The 16,182-nt window shown below is 71.3% G+C and carries 18 protein-coding genes; 8 read left to right on the plus strand and 10 right to left on the minus strand.

The window, feature by feature from the left end; all coding sequences use genetic code 11:
• Nucleotides 1–13 precede the first annotated feature (13 nt).
• On the minus strand, nucleotides 14–1,180 hold the full coding sequence (locus MQP27_RS24760; protein ID WP_242767587.1) for an acyl-CoA dehydrogenase family protein: 1,167 nt from the start codon (nucleotides 1,178–1,180) through the stop codon (nucleotides 14–16).
• A gap of 73 nt (nucleotides 1,181–1,253) precedes the next feature.
• Here MQP27_RS24760 and MQP27_RS24765 point away from each other — a divergent pair, with 73 nt between their 5' ends.
• The gene (locus MQP27_RS24765) at nucleotides 1,254–2,726 is read left to right on the plus strand and encodes a class I adenylate-forming enzyme family protein (RefSeq protein WP_242767588.1); all 1,473 of its coding nucleotides are present in this window, start codon (nucleotides 1,254–1,256) and stop codon (nucleotides 2,724–2,726) included.
• A 5-nt stretch (nucleotides 2,727–2,731) separates the two neighbouring features.
• Nucleotides 2,732–3,496 carry an SDR family NAD(P)-dependent oxidoreductase gene (locus MQP27_RS24770; RefSeq protein ID WP_242767589.1) on the plus strand — a complete coding sequence of 255 codons (765 nt, stop codon included), beginning with the start codon at nucleotides 2,732–2,734 and terminating at the stop codon, nucleotides 3,494–3,496.
• A gap of 46 nt (nucleotides 3,497–3,542) precedes the next feature.
• Here MQP27_RS24770 and MQP27_RS24775 read toward each other — a convergent pair whose 3' ends face one another.
• The 5 genes from MQP27_RS24775 to MQP27_RS24795 all read right to left on the minus strand — a co-directional run bounded on the left by MQP27_RS24775 (nucleotide 3,543) and on the right by MQP27_RS24795 (nucleotide 7,758).
• On the minus strand, nucleotides 3,543–4,796 hold the full coding sequence (locus MQP27_RS24775) for a metal-dependent hydrolase family protein (protein WP_242767590.1): 1,254 nt from the start codon (nucleotides 4,794–4,796) through the stop codon (nucleotides 3,543–3,545).
• The gene (locus MQP27_RS24780; protein WP_242767591.1) at nucleotides 4,796–5,125 is read right to left on the minus strand and encodes a hypothetical protein; all 330 of its coding nucleotides are present in this window, start codon (nucleotides 5,123–5,125) and stop codon (nucleotides 4,796–4,798) included. The genes MQP27_RS24775 and MQP27_RS24780 overlap by 1 nt, the downstream gene beginning before the upstream one ends.
• Nucleotides 5,126–5,137: 12 nt before the next feature.
• A complete protein-coding gene (locus tag MQP27_RS24785; protein ID WP_242767592.1) occupies nucleotides 5,138–6,406 on the minus strand; it encodes an aromatic ring-hydroxylating oxygenase subunit alpha in 1,269 nt (422 codons plus the stop codon).
• 108 nt (nucleotides 6,407–6,514) lie between these two features.
• Entirely contained in the window at nucleotides 6,515–7,375 is an 861-nt protein-coding gene (locus tag MQP27_RS24790; RefSeq protein ID WP_242767593.1) for an NAD(P)-dependent oxidoreductase, read from the minus strand.
• Complete coding sequence (locus MQP27_RS24795) at nucleotides 7,372–7,758, minus strand: carboxymuconolactone decarboxylase family protein (protein WP_242767594.1); 387 nt, start codon at nucleotides 7,756–7,758, stop codon at nucleotides 7,372–7,374. Before MQP27_RS24795 ends, MQP27_RS24790 begins: the two co-directional genes overlap by 4 nt.
• 142 nt (nucleotides 7,759–7,900) lie before the next feature.
• Between MQP27_RS24795 and MQP27_RS51430 the strand changes: the two genes are divergently transcribed.
• From MQP27_RS51430 to MQP27_RS24815, 4 genes are read left to right on the plus strand one after another with little or no spacing between them, the layout of a single operon-like run.
• Complete coding sequence (locus MQP27_RS51430; RefSeq protein WP_242767595.1) at nucleotides 7,901–9,181, plus strand: cytochrome P450; 1,281 nt, start codon at nucleotides 7,901–7,903, stop codon at nucleotides 9,179–9,181.
• Nucleotides 9,178–9,366 (plus strand): ferredoxin, encoded by a 189-nt coding sequence (locus tag MQP27_RS24805; RefSeq protein WP_242767596.1) that lies wholly within the window; start codon nucleotides 9,178–9,180, stop codon nucleotides 9,364–9,366. The genes MQP27_RS51430 and MQP27_RS24805 overlap by 4 nt, the downstream gene beginning before the upstream one ends.
• Before the next feature lie 15 nt (nucleotides 9,367–9,381).
• Nucleotides 9,382–9,693, plus strand: a complete 312-nt coding sequence (locus tag MQP27_RS24810; RefSeq protein ID WP_242767597.1) for a DUF1330 domain-containing protein — start codon at nucleotides 9,382–9,384, stop codon at nucleotides 9,691–9,693.
• On the plus strand, nucleotides 9,690–10,664 hold the full coding sequence (locus tag MQP27_RS24815) for an LLM class flavin-dependent oxidoreductase (protein WP_242767598.1): 975 nt from the start codon (nucleotides 9,690–9,692) through the stop codon (nucleotides 10,662–10,664). Before MQP27_RS24810 ends, MQP27_RS24815 begins: the two co-directional genes overlap by 4 nt.
• 27 nt (nucleotides 10,665–10,691) lie before the next feature.
• Here MQP27_RS24815 and MQP27_RS24820 read toward each other — a convergent pair whose 3' ends face one another.
• From MQP27_RS24820 to MQP27_RS24830, 3 genes are read right to left on the minus strand one after another with little or no spacing between them, the layout of a single operon-like run.
• A complete protein-coding gene (locus tag MQP27_RS24820; protein WP_242767599.1) occupies nucleotides 10,692–11,513 on the minus strand; it encodes an SDR family oxidoreductase in 822 nt (273 codons plus the stop codon).
• Nucleotides 11,510–11,968, minus strand: a complete 459-nt coding sequence (locus tag MQP27_RS24825) for a VOC family protein (RefSeq protein ID WP_242767600.1) — start codon at nucleotides 11,966–11,968, stop codon at nucleotides 11,510–11,512. The genes MQP27_RS24820 and MQP27_RS24825 overlap by 4 nt, the downstream gene beginning before the upstream one ends.
• Complete coding sequence (locus MQP27_RS24830) at nucleotides 11,955–12,656, minus strand: TetR/AcrR family transcriptional regulator (RefSeq protein WP_242767601.1); 702 nt, start codon at nucleotides 12,654–12,656, stop codon at nucleotides 11,955–11,957. Before MQP27_RS24830 ends, MQP27_RS24825 begins: the two co-directional genes overlap by 14 nt.
• Before the next feature lie 37 nt (nucleotides 12,657–12,693).
• On the opposite strand from MQP27_RS24830, the gene MQP27_RS24835 reads away from it, so the two are divergent.
• The gene (locus MQP27_RS24835; protein ID WP_242767604.1) at nucleotides 12,694–13,995 is read left to right on the plus strand and encodes an acyl-CoA dehydrogenase family protein; all 1,302 of its coding nucleotides are present in this window, start codon (nucleotides 12,694–12,696) and stop codon (nucleotides 13,993–13,995) included.
• On the plus strand, nucleotides 13,992–15,020 hold the full coding sequence (locus tag MQP27_RS24840) for a phosphotransferase family protein (protein WP_242767605.1): 1,029 nt from the start codon (nucleotides 13,992–13,994) through the stop codon (nucleotides 15,018–15,020). The genes MQP27_RS24835 and MQP27_RS24840 overlap by 4 nt, the downstream gene beginning before the upstream one ends.
• A gap of 6 nt (nucleotides 15,021–15,026) precedes the next feature.
• On the opposite strand, the gene MQP27_RS24845 is transcribed toward MQP27_RS24840, so the two are convergent.
• The gene (locus MQP27_RS24845) at nucleotides 15,027–16,175 is read right to left on the minus strand and encodes an acyl-CoA dehydrogenase family protein (RefSeq protein WP_242767606.1); all 1,149 of its coding nucleotides are present in this window, start codon (nucleotides 16,173–16,175) and stop codon (nucleotides 15,027–15,029) included.
• Nucleotides 16,176–16,182 lie beyond the last annotated feature (7 nt).

Here is a 16,182-nt window from a genome sequence, read left to right on the forward strand (position 1 = left end):
GTTGCCGGGCTGCTCAGTACGACCTGGGCAGCCCCAGCACATGCTGGGACACGTAGTTCAGCACCATCTCCTGGCTGATCGGCGCGAGCCGCAGCAGCCGTGACTCGCGGAAGTACCGTTCCACGTGGTACTCGCGGGCGTATCCCATGCCGCCCAGCGTCTGCACGGCCCGGTCCGCGGCCTGGAAACCGGCGTCGGCGCACAGGAACTTGGCCATGTTGGCCTCGCGGCCGCACTCCAGCCCCCGGTCGTAGCGCCAGGCGGCGTTGCGGGCCATCAGCCGGGCGGCGTCGAGGCGGGTGAGGGCCTCGGCGAGCGGGAAGGCAACGCCCTGGTTCTGGCCGATGGGGCGGCCGAAGACGACGCGGTCGCGGGCGTAGCGGGTGGCCGCGTCGAGGGCGGCCCGGCCCAGGCCCAGTGCCTCGTGGGCGAGGAGGATGCGCTCGGGGTTGAGGCCGTCGAGGAGGTAGCGGAAGCCCTCGCCCTCCGCGCCGATCCGGGCGCTCGCCGGGACGCGCAGGCCGTCGATGAAGATCTCGTTGGACGCGACGGCGTTGCGGCCCATCTTGGGGATCGGCCGGATGTCCATCGCCGTGCGGTCGACGTCGACCAGGAAGACCGAGATGCCCTTGGTGGGCCTGTCGACCTGGTCGCGGGGGGTCGTACGGGCGAGGAGGACCATCTTCTGGGAGTCGCCGGCCTTGGTGATCCAGATCTTGCGGCCGTCGATGACGTAGTGGTCGCCGTCGCGGCGGGCGAAGGTGGAGATGCTGGTGGTGTCGGTGCCCGCGTCGGGTTCGGTGACGCCGAAGCAGACGTGCAGGTCGCCGGAGGCGGCGTGCGGGAGGACCTCGCGGCGCAGTTCCTCGCTGCCGTGCCGGGCCAGGACGTTGAGGCCGAAGATGGTCAGGTGCATGGTGCTGCACCCGTTCATGCCGGCGCCCGAGGCGGCGACCTCCTCCAGCAGGAGCGAGGCCTCCAGCACGCCCAGTCCGCCGCCGCCGTACTCCTCGGGGACGGCGATGCCCAGCCAGCCGGCCTTGGCGAAGGCGTCGTAGAAGCTCCACGGGAACTCGGCCTTCTCGTCCTGTTCGGCCCAGTACTCGGGGCCGAAGGAGGACGCCAGCTCGCGGACGCCCCGGCGGATGTCCTGCTGCTGCTCGGTCAACTCGAAATCCACGGCGCCTCCCTGGAGAATGAGGTTTCCCTGTACGTAGAATAGCGTTCGCGTACGTCGAGAAAGGAAGACCGCCTTGAACATCGCGACGCTGCTCGACATGGCCGCGGCCGGTGACCCCGACCGGGTGGCGATCGGCCCACGCGCCTCCGGTACGACCTGTGCGCTGCTGCGCCGGACGGCGGCCGGGGTCGCCGCCGTCGTCCACGCCTCCGGTGCGCGGGAGTTGGTGTTCGCCGGGCTCAACGGTCCGGCGTTCCCCGTGATGTTGTTCGGCGCGGCCCTGGCCGGTGTGCCCCTGGTGCCGGTCAACTACCGCCTGTCGGCGGAGGCGTTGGCCGCGCTGCTGGCGCACACCGAGAAGCCGTTGGTGGTGGCCGACCAGGCCTTCGCGGACGGATTCGAGGGGTTCGACGTGCGCACGCCCGAGGCACTGCTGGCGGAAGCCGGGTCCGTCGAGCCGGCGTCCGGCCTGGAGGCGTCGCCGGACGATCCCGCGGTGCTGCTGTTCACCAGCGGGACGACGGCGGCCCCCAAGGCGGCCGTGCTGCGTCACCGGCATCTGGCCAGCTACATCCTCCAGACCGTGGAGTTCGCCTCCGCGGACCCCGCCGACGCGGTCCTCACCAGCGTGCCGCCGTACCACGTCGCCGGTGTCGGGTCGGTGCTCAGCAATGTGTACGCCGGGCGCCGCATGGTGCATCTCGGCGCCTTCACTCCGGAGGCGTGGCTGGAGCTGGTGCGTGCCGAGGAGGTCACCTCGGCGATGGTGGTGCCGACGATGCTGGCGCGGATCGTGGAGCACCTGGACGGGCGGCCCGCCGAGGTGCCGACGCTGCGGGCGCTGGCGTACGGGGGCGCGCGGATGCCGCGGACCGTGCTGGAGGCGGCGCTGCGGGCGTTCCCGGACACCGGGTTCACCAACGCGTACGGGCTGACGGAGACCAGTTCCACGATCGCGTTGCTCGGGCCGGAGGACCATCGGGCGGCGCTGGCCTCGGAGGATCCGGAGGTGCGGGCGCGGCTGGGCTCGGCCGGACGGATGGTCCCCGGGGTCGAGGCGGAGATCCGGAACGCACACGCACCGGGAGCGCCGGGTGAGCTGTGGGTGCGCGGGCCGCAGGTGTCCGGCGAGTACAAGGGCGCCGCCACGCTGCTGGACGCGGACGGCTGGTTCCACACCCGCGATCTGGCCCACTTCGACTCCGAGGGCTATCTGTTCATCGCCGGCCGGGCCGACGACACGATCATCCGCGGCGGGGAGAACATCGCCCCCGCGGAGGTGGAGGACGTGCTGCTGCGGCATGCCGCGGTGCGCGAGGCCGCGGTGGTGGGGGTGCCGGACGAGGAGTGGGGCGAGCGGATCGCCGCGTTCGTGGTCACCCACGAGGGCAGTGCCGTGGACGCCGAGTCGCTGCGTGGCTGGGTGCGCGGTCATCTGCGCGGTTCCAGGACGCCGGACGTGGTCGTCTTCCGGGACGAACTGCCGTACACGCCGACGGGAAAGCTGCTGCGGCGCGAGCTGCTGACGACGATACGGAAAGGCTGACGCAGGTGACGTCCTTCGCGGAGCTTCACGATCTGACGGGCAAGGTGGCCGTGGTCACCGGCGGTTCGCGCGGTATCGGGCGGGCCATCGTGCGGACGCTGGCCGAGGCCGGCGCCGATGTGGTGATCGCCTCGCGGAAGGCGGAGGCGTGCGCGGCGGTGGCCGAGGAGGTACGTGCGTCGACCGGCCGGCGGGCGGTGGGCATCGCCTGCCATGTCGGCCGCTGGGCCGACTGCGAGCGGCTGGTCGCGGAGACGGTGGAGCGGCTCGGCGGGCTGGACGTGCTGGTCAACAACGCGGGCATGTCACCGACTTACGAGAGTCTCGACGCGGTGAGCGAGGAGCTCTACGACAAGACACTCGCCGTGAACCTCAAGGGCCCCTTCCGCCTTGCAGTCCTGGCCGCCAAGCACATGGCGGACCACGGCGGCGGCTCGATCATCAACATCGGCACCGCGGGCTCCCTGATGGCCAGCGTCCACGAACTCCCGTACGCCTGCGCCAAGGCGGGCCTGAACGCCCTCACGGTGGGCCTCGCGGAGGCGTACGCGCCGAAGGTGCGGGTGAACGCGATCCTCCCGGGCCCGGTCCTGACGGACGCTCACCAGGCGTGGGCGGCCGAGGACTTCGACGCGTCGTTCGTCCCGCTGGGCCGGATCGGCCGCCCCGACGACGTGGGTCCCCTCGCCCTGCACTTCGCGAGCGAGGCGTCCAGCTTCACCACCGGCGCCATCGTCCGGGTGGACGGCGGGATCACGCGCAAGGTGTGAGCACGCACGAAAGGGCCCTCCCGGTGGAGGGCCCCTTTTCCGCTGTTCAGCCGGTCTCGTGCCGGTACACCTCTCCGCCCTTCATCACGAACCGCACGTCCTGCGTGACCCCGATGTCCGTCAGCGGGTCGCCGGGGACGGCGATGATGTCGGCCAGCAGGCCCGGTTCCAGGCGGGCCCGGTCGGCGGTGTCGATCAGGTCGGCGGCGACCACGGTCGCGGCGCGCAGCGCGTCGATCGGTCGCATGCCGCGGTCGACGAGGGCCAGCAGCTCCTTGGCGCCCCGGCCGTGCGGGATGGCGGGCGCGTCGGTGCCGAGGGCGACCTTGACGCCGCGCCGGATCGCGCGGGCGGTGGACTCGCGGGCTCGTGGGAAGACCTCGGCGGCCTTGGCCTGGAGTTCCGGGTCCGCGTGGGCGGTGTTCATGCCCTCGGTGAGATAGGTCGTCGCGACGAGGAACGTGCCTCGTTCGGCCATCAGGTCGAGCGTGGCGTCGCCTGCGAGGAAGCCGTGCTCGATGCAGTCGATGCCCGCCTCGACGGCCGCCCGGATCGCGCTGTCCCCCATGCAGTGCGCGGCGACCTTGACTCCGGCCCGGTGCGCCTCGTCCACGATGGCCCGCAGCTCCTCGTCCGAGTACTGCTGGGCGCCGGCCGGCCCGGTGTGCGACATGACCCCGTTGGAGGCGCACACCTTGATCACCCGGGCGCCGTACTTGAGCTGGTATCGGACCGCTTTGCGCACCTCGGCCACGCCGTTGGCGATGCCCTCCTCGACGGTGAGGGGCAGCACGCCCGGCGCGAACGCCTGGAACATCGTCGGGTCGAGGTGGCCGCCGGTGGGTGCTATGGCGTGTCCGGCGGGCACGATCCGCGGGCCGTCGACCCAGCCGAGGTCGATCGCCTTCTTCAGCGCCACGTCGAGCAGCACGCCCCCGGTCTGCACGAACAGACCGAGGTTGCGTACGGTCGTCCAGCCGTACCGGAGGGTGCGGCCGGCGTTGGCGACCGCGCGCAGGGTCCGCACCGCCGGGTCCTCCTGGACGGGGATGAGCGGACTGCGGTGGTCGGGCCCGCCCAGGAAGAGGTTGACCTCCATGTCCATCAGCCCCGGCAACAGGGTCACGTCGCCGAGGTCGATCACCACCGCGTCGGAAGGGACGGTGGCCGGGCCGACCGCGGCGATGCGCTCGCCCTCGATCAACAGGTCGCCCGGCTCGACCAGTTCGCCCTTGTCGATGTCGAGCAGCCGGGCGGCACGGAGGTGGACGGGGGGTTTCGGGGTGCGGGGACGCGGCATCAGACGGCCGGTTCGAAGACGGCGTCGATACTCGCCGCCCCCGTGTCCGGGACCCTGGGCTGACGCCAGGCCTCGACCGAGAAGGCGACGGTCACCAGCGCGCAGAACAGCCACAGCAGATGCTTGTCGGGTTCCGAGATGTCCGCCATGGACACGCCCTGGAGGTACTCCGTGCCGTCCCTCAGCAGCGGGAACGCCGTGTTGTAGAAGGCGTCGAGCTCGTCCATGGTCGAGGCGATCCGCTTGGCGTAGCGGGCCTTCTCGGTGGGCACCGCCCAGTCGGCGAACGGCTCCAGGGCGGCGAACTCGGGGGGAAAGACAGTGGCCATGCTCGGGTCCTCCTAGGCCGTGCGCTGCTCGTGGTCGCGGACGTACTGGCGGGCGGTCTGGTGCAGATGGCGCAGCAGGACCTCCTGGTCGTTGAGCGGGAACTCCCCCACCGCCCGCGACTCCAGCATGGCCTGCGTCGCCTCCAGGGTGTTGCCGTCCTGCAGGCCGTACTCCTTGAACGACACGACGGCCAGCTCCTGCTGGAGCCGCTGGAAGGCGTTCTCCGGCGGCACGAAGTAGCAGGTCGCCTCGAAGACGTGCGTGTTGTACGAGGTGGGCCAGTAGTGGTACGTCAGCACCCAGTTGGGCCGCCAGATCAGCAGCATGAAGTTGGGGAAGAACACGAAGGAGTCCATGCCCCAGCGCTTGTCGCGGGTCGGGTTGATGGCCGGCGGCAGGTCGTCGGTGGACACGCCGATGTCCGGGAACTCCCAGGGGCCGAACAGGCCGCTGCGCAGGGCGCCTTCGATGGGCTTGACCATCGAGCGGTCGTGCGGCGGGGCGATGCCGCCCCAGGAGGAGACCATGCTGTGCGGGCCGTCGATGTCGTAGTGCAGCGCCTCGTACCCGTACTTCTGGATCTTGCGGGCCTCGTCGGAGACGTACTGGCCGGCGTGCAGGATCGGCGCGTGGTAGAACTCGGCGAACGCGTCGATGAACAGCTTCCAGTTGGCGCCGATCTCCGCACGGTACTTGTGCGCCTGGGTCATCTTGTGGAACGGGTAGCCCTCGATGCCCTTGGCGAACTCGCCCAGGTACTCCCGCAGCGGGACGGTGTTCTCGTCGTCGAGGTTCACGAAGACGAACCCCTCCCAGACGTCGGTCTGCACGCCCTTGAGGCCGTACCGCTCCTTGTCCAGGTCGAAGAACTCCTGCTCCTGCTGTACGAAGGTGAGCTTGCCCTCCAGGTCGTAGCGCCAGGCGTGGTACTTGCAGGTGAACTGGCGGCAGACCCCGCCGGTCTCCTCGCGCGGGAAGTCGTTCCACACCAGCTTGTTGCCGCGGTGCCGGCACACGTTGTGGAAGGCGCGCACCTCGTCGTCCATGCCGCGCGCCACGATGATCGAGGTGCCCGCCGCGTCCAGCTCCTTGGTGAAGTAGCTGCCCCGCTTGGGGAGTTGCTCGACGCGGCCGACGTTCAGCCAGGTCCGCCGGAAGATCGCGTCCCGCTCCCGTTCGTAGTGCCCGGGGGAGATCGAGTCCTCGTACGACACCGGTTCCGTGCCGATCTTGAGGTGTTCGGTCCAGCTGCCCGCCTCGGGCTTCTTGAAGTGCGCCATGGGGTCTGGCCTCCAGTCGCTTGTACGGAGGGCACTCACGATAATCTCAGTCTCTCCGAATGAGAATGCTATTCTCGCGGAAGTTCGGCCGTCAAGGCGGTGGTTGGGTCAGGAGCCGCGCACGAAGGGGAAGATCCGGGTGAAGTCGACCCCCGGCTCGGCCGCGGCGAACCGCTGCCACAGGTCGCCGATCACCTCGCCGACCGACACCGGCCCACCGTGCTCACCGGCCTCGCGCAGATAGAGCCGTACGTCCTTGTCCATCAGGGAGTTGGTGAATCCGGCGGCGTAGCGGCCGGTCAGGACATGCTGCGGGAACTTGTCGGCGGTCGCCGCGCTGCGGCCGCTGGACTCGTCGAGCACGGCGAGCATGGTGGCCATGTCGAGTCCGGCGGCGAGCCCGAAGGCGACGGCCTCACTGGTGGCCGCGAGGGTGGTCGCGGACAGGAAGTTGTTGGCCAGCTTGAGGGCCTGAGCCAGGCCGGGGCGGTCACCGACCCGGCGGCGCCGGTCGCTGAGGCCGGCCAGCACCGGTTCGACGCGAGCGCAGGCCTCGTCGTCCCCGGCGTACATGACGGTGAGGGTACGGGCGCGGGCTCCGGCGACACCGCCGGACACGGGGGCGTCGACGTATCCGACCTTGCCGTCGGCCAGGAGTCCGGCGACCGTCCGGGCGGCGTCCACGCCGATCGTCGAGGTGTCGACGACGCAGCGGACGCTCCGGTCGGGGGCGTCCAGGACGGCGCGGGCCACCTGCTCGGACGCGGTCCCGTCGGGGAGGCTGAGCACCAGCACCTCGGTGCGGCGCGCGACTTCGGCGACCTCGGGGACGTGCACGGCGCCCGCGGGCGACCTCTCCGGACCGGCGACGTCGTGCGTGACGACCTCATGTCCCGCTCCCACGAGGTTGGCGGCGAGGACACTGCCCATATTGCCGAGCCCGACGAATCCGACGCTCCCGGCGCTCACCGCCCCGCCTCCCGCTCGGTACGCACGCTCTGCACGGCGCGCCGGGCCGCGCTGCCGGCGGGGACCCCGCAGTAGGCGGCGATCTGGAAGAGCAGCTCGTCGATCTCGGCGTCGGTGACACCGGTGCGGGGCGTGGTGCCCGCATGGATGCGGAACTCGTCCATGCGGCCGAGCGCGGCGGTCATCGCGAGCACCAGGAGGCTGCGGTCGCGGGGGCTGAGGGCGCCCTCGCGGGCCCAGACGCCCCAGGCCGTCGCGGTGAGGTAGTCCTGGAACTCGACGGCGGCGGGGGCGGGGTCGGCGGTCGCGGCGTCGACGTAGGCGTCGCCGAGGATCCGGCGGCGGACACCGCGCGCGGCGCGGAGCTGTTCTGTCTCTTCCATGGGTCTCCCTGGACGGTCGACTGCTGGCCACATGAGGTGAGAATGCCCCTCTCCAGCAGGCAAGCCAGCATTCCAGCAGCGGGAGAATTGTGCTACCGTCCCTGATCGTCGGGGCGCTGACCGAGAGGGAGCCGAGCAGACCGTGGACGACTTCGAGGCGATCGACTTCTTCCGGGACGAGGCCCTCGTCGCGGACCCCTACCCCTACTTCGAGGCCCTGCGCGGACGGTGCCCGGTGCAGCGCGAGAACCATCACGACGTGATGATGGTGACGGGCTACGACGAGGCGGTGCAGGTCTACAACGACACCGACGCGTTCTCCTCCTGCATCTCGGTCACCGGCCCCTTCCCCGGGTTCCCGGTGCCCCTGGAGGGCGACGACGTCAGCGAGTTGATCGCGCTGCACCGCGACGAGCTGCCGATGAGCGACCAGTTGCCCACGATGGACCCGCCGACGCACACGGACCACCGCGCGCTGCTGATGCGGCTGATCACGCCGAAGCGCCTCAAGGAGAACGAGGCGTCCATGTGGCACCTCGCGGACGGGCTGCTGGACGACTATCTCGCCCCGGGCGAGGGGGAGTTCATCGGCGGGTTCGCCGGGCCCTTCACCCTGCTCGTCATCGCCGACCTGCTCGGCGTGCCCGAGGAGGACCGCCAGGAGTTCATGGACACGCTCCAGCGCCGACCCGCGGCCGAGGCCGGCGTCGGCAGCACCGGCGACGACACGCTGCACCACTCGCCGCTGGAGTACCTGTACGGCCGCTTCACCACGTACATCGAGGAGCGGCGGCGCGAGCCGCGCGAGGACGTGCTGACGGGCCTGGCGACCGCGACCTTCCCCGACGGGTCGCCCCCCGAGGTCATCGACGTCGTGCGCGTCGCCGCCAACCTCTTCGCCGCCGGCCAGGAGACCACCGTCCGGCTGCTGAGCTCCGCGCTCAAGATCCTCGCCGAACAGCCGGAACTCCAGCGCCTGTTGCGCACCGAGCGGGACCGCATCCCGAACTTCATCGAGGAGACACTGCGCGCCGAGAGCCCCGTCAAGGGCGACTTCCGGCTGTCGAAGGTGGCGACCTCGGTGGGCGGCGTCGACATCCCGCCCGGGACCACGGTGATGGTGCTGAACAGCGCGGCCAACCGCGACCCCCGCCAGTTCGAGGACCCGGCGGCCTTCGACGTCGGCCGCGCGAACGTCCGCCGCCACCTCGCCTTCGGCCGCGGCGTGCACACCTGCCCGGGCGCCCCGCTGGCCCGCGCCGAGGCCCGCGTGACCCTGGAACGCCTCCTGGAGCGCACCTCGGACATCCGCATCGCCGAGCGGGCGCACGGCCCCGCCGGTGCCCGCCGCTATGACTACGTCCCCACCTTCATCCTCCGCGGGCTCACCAACCTCAACCTGGAGTGGAGCGAGGCCCGGTGAAGGTCACCGTCGACGACGACCGCTGCCGCGGGCACGGCGTGTGCTGCACGTACTGCCCCGAGGTCTTCGACCTGGGCGACGATGGCTACGCTGTGGTCGAGACGCCGGACGTCCCCGCCGAGTACGAGGACGCGGTGCGCCAGGCCGCCGCCATGTGCCCCGAGCGCGCCATCACCGTGAGCTGAACGACGAGGAGAACCATGCCCAAGGGGTACGTCATCCTGACCGAGGCCATCAACGACCCGGACGGTATGGCCGCTTACGGCAAGGCGGCCGGGCTCTCGATCGCGGAGAGCGGTGCGTCCATCCTCGCCGTCGATCCCAACCCGCAGCTCCTGGAAGGTGATTGGCACGGCAGCCAGACCGTCGTCCTCGAATTCGAGTCGGTCGAGGCGGCGCGCACCTGGTACGAGTCGGCCGCCTACGAGAAGGCCAAGCCGCTGCGGCAGGCGGCGGCCGAGACGAACGCCGTGATCGTGTCGGGCTTCGAGATGCCGTCGGTGTCCGAGTGAGCGCCGTGGAGCTGTCCTGCGGCCTGCCGCCCGGCCCGGACTTCACCGAACTGACCGTGCTGGCGGAGGAGTTGGGCTACAGCCGGGTCTGGATCCACGACTCGGCCCCGCTGTGGGAGGACCCGTTCGTCCACCTCGCCCTGGCCGCGGCGCGCACGACCCGTATCGGTCTGTCCACCGCCGTCCTGATCCCCCAGCAGCGGTCGCCCATGGCCATGGCCTCCGGCATCGCGACGCTCGCCCGCCTCTCCGAGGGGCGTTTCCGCGCCTGCTTCGGCACGGGCTTCACCGCCCGGGTGACCATGGGGCAGCGCCCGATGACGCTGAGCGCGCTCGCCACGTACATGACCGCCGTACGCCGGCTACTGGCCGGTGAAACGGTGTCGGTCGACGGCAGTCCGGCCCGGATGCTGCACGCGGACGGCCTGACCGCCGCGCGGCCGGTGGACGCACCGCTGTGGCTGAGCGCGTTCGGGCCGAAGGGTGCCGCGCTGGCCGGGGAGCTCGCGGACGGGATCGTAGGACTGCCGCATCCTTCCCTGCCGACCGCCACCATGGTCTCCGGCACGGTGCTCGACGACGGCGAGGATCCGGGCTCGCAGCGGGTGCGGGAGGCGATCGGGCCGTGGCGGGTGGTCGACTGGCACACCGCGTACGCGGGCGGGGGCGCGGCGGCCGTCGACGCGCTGCCCGGCGGGAAGGAGTGGCGGGCGACGGTGGAGGCCCTGGCGCCGGAGGGCGAGCGGCACCTGGTGGCCTTCGAAGGACACGTCACCCATCTCCCGGAACGTGACCGCCAGTTGCTCGACCACATCGACGTCAAGACGATGGTCGGCGACGCGGCCACCATCGGCACCGGGCTCGCGCACCTCGGCGGCCTCGGGTACCGGGAGGTCATCTACACCCCCAGCGGGCCGGACGTGGCACGTGAACTGCGGACGTTCGCGGCGGCGCACCGACAGCACGCGTGACGGTGCTGTCGGCACGGCCGGCCGCCGTCACGCCCGCGCGGCCAGCCCCGCCCGCACCCCGCCGTCGACCAGGACGTCCACGCCGGTGAGGAAGGACGCCTCGTCCGACAGCAGGAAGGCGACCACGGCCGCGAGTTCCTCGGGTCGGCCCTCGCGGCCGAGCGCCGACCGCTCCACGAGCGCCTTCATGGACGGGTGGTGCTCGGCCTCCTGCTTCCCCTGCGGGGTGGCGACGATGCCGGGCGAGACCGAGCAGACCCGGGCGCCGACGGGACCCACCCGGACGGCCTCCCGCTGAACGAAGCGGTGGACGCCACGCTTGGCCCAGGTGTACGCGATGCCCTGGTCCTCGATCTCCGGTCCGACGGCCTCACGGATGCGCTCCACGAAGTGCCCGTCGAGGGGATCGGCCAGGACCGCCTCCACCTCGGGCCGTGGCTCGGTGTCCCCGAACATCGCCGCCATCGAGGCGAAGCACACCATCGCCGTCCCCCGGGTCGCGAGCGGCCGCAACGCCTCGGCCAGCAGCGCCGTACCGACGAGGTCGACCGTGAGGATGCGGCGCCAGCCGGCCATGGTCGGCGAGATACCGGCGGCATGGGCCACGGCGCGCAGGGTGCCCAGCTCGCGGGCGCGGGCGGCGAGCCGGGCCAGTCCGTCGCGGTCGGTGATGTCGAGCACGAACGGCTCGACGAGCGCCCCGCGTCCGGCGAGTTCCCCGGCGGCCCCGGTCACCGTCCTCTCGTCGAGGTCGACCAGCAGCAGCCGGTCCACCCTTCCGACCAGGCTGCGCGCACACTCCAGCCCCATCCCGCGCCCGGCGCCCGTCACGATCCCCACGGTCGTCACGAGGGCCTCTTCCCGGTCGCCCAGTACTGCTCCAGGAGCGGCTGCAGCGCCCGCGCCACCAGTTCGATCCGGGGGCCCGTGCCGCTGCGGTGGAAGGCCCAGTACGGCGTCCCGTCCGGCCGCTTGCCGAGTGCCTCGACCTCGTGGCCGCGGCGGGCCAGTTCGGCGGAATCGGCGGCCACGTCGTCGGACCAGTAACCGAGGTGGTGGACGCCGGAGCCGGCGGCCGGTTCCCAGAGGGTGCCGGGGACGCGCTTGACGAGTTCGAGGCGGGGCACGGACATTGAGTACGTCGACCGCAGATCGAGCACGGCGTCGCCGCCGGGCAGGGTCACCCGGGCCGGCGCGCCGAGTTCCTCGCACCACTGGTAGCCGAACACCGCCGACAGCTCGGCCGCGGCAGCCGCGATGTCGACGACGACGAGCCCGACGTGGAACTGATCACTGCTCTTCACTGGTCCCCTCCCTGGGTGTGACCGTGCGCAGACAGAACCGGGTGACGTGCTCGACGTCGGCGCCCGTCGGGGGCACCCGCCGCCACAGGTGGTCGGCGAGCTTCCCGACCGTCGCGTGGGCGGCGAGGGAGGCGTCCGACTCCGCGTCCGCGCTGCCGAGTTCGGCGTACGGCGCGCGCAGCAGGTCCGCCAGCAGGCCGGCGATGGTGGGCGGCCCGGCCAGGAACCCCTCCCCCACGCTCTGCGCGTTCCACATGACGGCCAGCGTGGTCGCCGCCGTGTCCTCGTCCATGGCCTGGGCGAGGACCCCCTCGACCCAGCGCCGCACCTTGCCCTCGGGCGTCGGCTCCTTGGCCATCTGGTGGGCGAGGTAGCCGCACAGCCGCCCGGCGCCGTCCTCCATGATCGCGGCGACCAGGGCGTCCTTCGACCGGAAGTGCCGGTAGAAGGCCTCGTTCGAGAGTCCCGCCGCCGTGACGATGTCGGCGACGCGCGGGCGTGAGCCGGTCCCGCAGCGGCGCATGACCTCGCGTGCGGCGTCGAGGAGCGCGCGTACCTCGCTCGCGTAGTGGGCGCCGCGGCGGGCGAGCGCACGCCGGGCGATGCGGTCGGCGACCTCGTCCGGCGGCTTCCCGGGAGGCCGGTCGGAAACATCGTTCCGAGACTGGGGAATTGTGTTCTCTTTCATGAGAACGCTATTCTGGCAGGCGCCGGAAGGAGACACAATGCCGTGGGACTTCGAGACCGAGCCGGACTACCAAGCACAGTTGGACTGGGCGGACCAGTTCGTGCGGGAGGAGGTCGAACCCCTCGACCTGCTGTGGGACGGCCTGCAGTTCACCCCGCCCGACGCGAACCTCCGCCGCGTCCTCGACCCGCTCAAGAAGGAGGTGCGGGCCCACGGGCTGTGGGCGACCCACCTCGGGCCCGAGCTGGGCGGTGAGGGGCACGGACAGGTCAAGCTGTGCCTGCTGAACGAGATCCTGGGCCGCTCCTCCTGGGCCCCGATCGTCTTCGGCTGCCAGGCCCCGGACACGGGCAACGCCGAGATCCTCGCCCACTACGGGACCGAGGCGCAGAAGGAGCGGTACCTGCGCCCGCTCCTGGAGGGCGAGATCTTCTCCTGCTACTCGATGACCGAGCCCCAGGCCGGCTCCGACCCCAAGGAGTTCACCACCCGGGCGGTCCGGGACGGGGACGAGTGGGTGATCAACGGCTGGAAGTACTTCTCGTCCAACGCCAAGACGGCCGCCTTCTTCATCGTGATGGCCGTGACCGACCCGGACGGGGACCCGTACAAGAGCATGTCGATGCTCCTGGTCCCGGCCGAGACGCCCGGCATCCGCATCGAGCGGAACGTGGCTCTCGCCGGTGAGCCGGAGGAGAAGGGCACGCACGCGCTGGTGCACTACGAGGACGTCCGGGTGCCCGCGGACGCGCTGCTCGGCGGTGAGGGCCAGGCGTTCGTGATCGCGCAGACCCGGCTGGGCGGCGGGCGCATCCACCACGCGATGCGCACGATCGGCCTGGCGACCAAGGCCTTCGACATGATGTGCGAGCGGGCGCTGAGCCGGCACACGCAGGGCACGGTCCTCGCCGACAAGCAGTTCGTGCAGGGGCACATCGCCGACTCGTGGGCGCAGATCCAGCAGTTCCGGCTGGCCGTGCTGCACACCGCGTGGAAGATCGACAAGTACAACGACTACCGCAAGGTCCGCAAGGACATCGCGATGATCAAGGTCGTGCTGCCGAGCGTGCTGCACGACGTCGCCCACCGCGCGATCCAGGTGCACGGCGCGCTCGGCGTGAGCGGCGACATGCCGCTGTTCCGGATGCTGCTGGGCGCCAGCGTCCTCGGCATCGCCGACGGCCCGACCGAGGCGCACAAGGTGACCGTCGCCCGGCAGGTGCTGCGCGACCACAAGGCAAGCGACGACCTGTGGCCGAGCGGCTATCTGCCCAAGCGGCGCGCGGCGGCACGCGCCAAGTACGCGGAGTTCCTGGAGCCGGAGGCGGAGGCCCGATGATCGACGTCGAACGGCTGGCGGGCTGGCTGGACGAGTCCGGACTGCCGGGGAAGGGCGAGCCGATCGAGCACCGATACGTCTCCGGCGGCGCCCAGAACGAGATCTACGAGGTCCGGCGCGGCGAGCTCCACTGCGCGCTGCGGATACCGCCGCCCACCGCGCCGGCCGCCCGCGACGAGGGCATTCTGCGCGAGTGGCGGATCACCGAGGCGCTGAACGGCACGGACGTCCCGCACACCGAGGCGATCGCCGTGTGCACGGACACGGCCGTACTGGGCCGGACGTTCTATCTGATGGAGTTCGTCGACGGCTGGTCGCCCATGGCCCACACGGGCGAGGGCGGCTGGCCGGCCCCCTTCGGCACGGACCTGGAGGCCCGCGCGGGGCTCGCCTACCAGCTGACCGAGGGGGTGGCCCTGCTCGGCCGGGTGGACTGGAAGGCGAAGGGACTGCGGGACCTCGGGCGCCCCGACGGCTTCCACGAGCGACAGGTCGACCGCTGGACCCGCTACCTGGAGCGGGTGAAGACCCGTGAGCTGCCCGGCTTCGAGGTCGCGGCGGACTGGCTGCGCACCCACCGGCCGCTCGACTACGTCCCGGGTCTCATGCACGGCGACTACCAGTTCGCCAACGTCATGTTCCGGCACGGCGCCCCGGCGCGGCTCGCGGCGATCGTCGACTGGGAGATGGGCACGGTCGGCGACCCCAAGCTGGACCTGGCCTGGATGCTCCGCGGCTGGCCCGAGGACACCGCGGCGCCGGAGGCGGCCACCGCCTCCTATGTCGACCTGCGCGGCATGCCCTCGCGGGAGGCGCTCATCCAGCACTACGCCGAGGTGTCGGGCCGCCAGGTCGACGACATGGACTACTACGACGTGCTCGCCCAGTGGAAGCTGGGCGTCGTCCTGGAACAGGGCTTCCAACGGGCCGGGGACAACGAGAAGCTCCAGGCCTTCGGGCCCATGGTCCTCCAACTCATGAAGAGCGCCGCCGAGTTGGCGGAGACGACCCGGTACGGGACCTGACCCGCCTCACAGCCCGAGCGACTTGGCGATGATCACCTTCATCACCTCGCTCGTGCCGGCGTAGATCCGGGTGATCCGCGCGTCGGCGTACAGCCGGGCTATCGGGTACTCCGCCATGTACCCGTAGCCTCCGAAGAGTTGCAGGCACCGGTCCACGGCCCGGGCCTGCATCTCGGTGCAGAACAGCTTCACCTTCGCGGCGTCGGCGCCGGAGAGCTCGCCGTCCACCAGATCGAGGACCGCGCGGTCCAGCATGGTCTGCGCGGCCTCGATCTCGGCCGCCACGGCGGCCAGTTCGAACTTGGTGTTCTGAAAGGACGCCACCGTCTGGCCGAACACCTCGCGCTCCTTGACGTAGGCGACGGTCGTCTCCAGGGCGGCCCGCGCCTGTGCGACCGAGCCGACGGCCACCGTCATCCGTTCCTGCGGGAGGTTGTGGCCGAGGTAGCCGAAGGCGGCGCCCTCCTCCCCCAGCCGGTTCGGCACCGGCACGCGCACGTCGTCGAAGGCCAGCTCGACGGTGTCCTGCACCTTGATGCCCATCTTGTCGAGCACCCGCCCCCGGGTGAACCCGGGCATGCCGTCCTCCACGACCAGCAGCGTGAGGCCCGCGCGCCGGTCGTCGGGGTCGCTGGAGGTGCGGGCCACCACGATCACCAGGTCGGCGAGCAGACCGCCGGTGATGAAGGTCTTGGCGCCGTTGAGGATGTAGGTGCCCCCGTCACGCACGGCCGTGGTGCGGATGCCCGCGAGGTCGGAGCCCGTGCCGGGTTCGGTCATGGCGACGGCGGTGAGCAGCTTGCCGGCCGCGAGGCCGGGGAACCAGCGCTGCCGCTGGTCCTCGTCGGCGTATGCGAGGAAGTACGGGAGCACGACGTCGAGTTGGGTGCGTACGGTGCCCAGCGTGACCAGCGCCCTGGCCGCCTCCTCCTGGAGGACGACGTTGTAGCGGTAGTCGGCGAGGCCGGCACCGCCGTACTCCTCGGGGATCGCCATGCCCAACAGGCCCAGTGAGCCCAGCTGTTCGAAGATCTCGCGGGGCAGGCGGCCCGCCTTCTCCCAGTCGCCGTAGTTCGGGACGACTTCCTTGGCGACGAACTCCCGTGCCAGCTTGCGGAATTCCTCGTGGTCGGCGGTGAAGATCTGTCGGCGCAAGGCAACC

The sequence above is a fragment of the Streptomyces cylindrosporus genome (assembly GCF_022698165.1).
In the GTDB taxonomy this organism is placed as follows: domain Bacteria; phylum Actinomycetota; class Actinomycetes; order Streptomycetales; family Streptomycetaceae; genus Streptomyces; species Streptomyces cylindrosporus.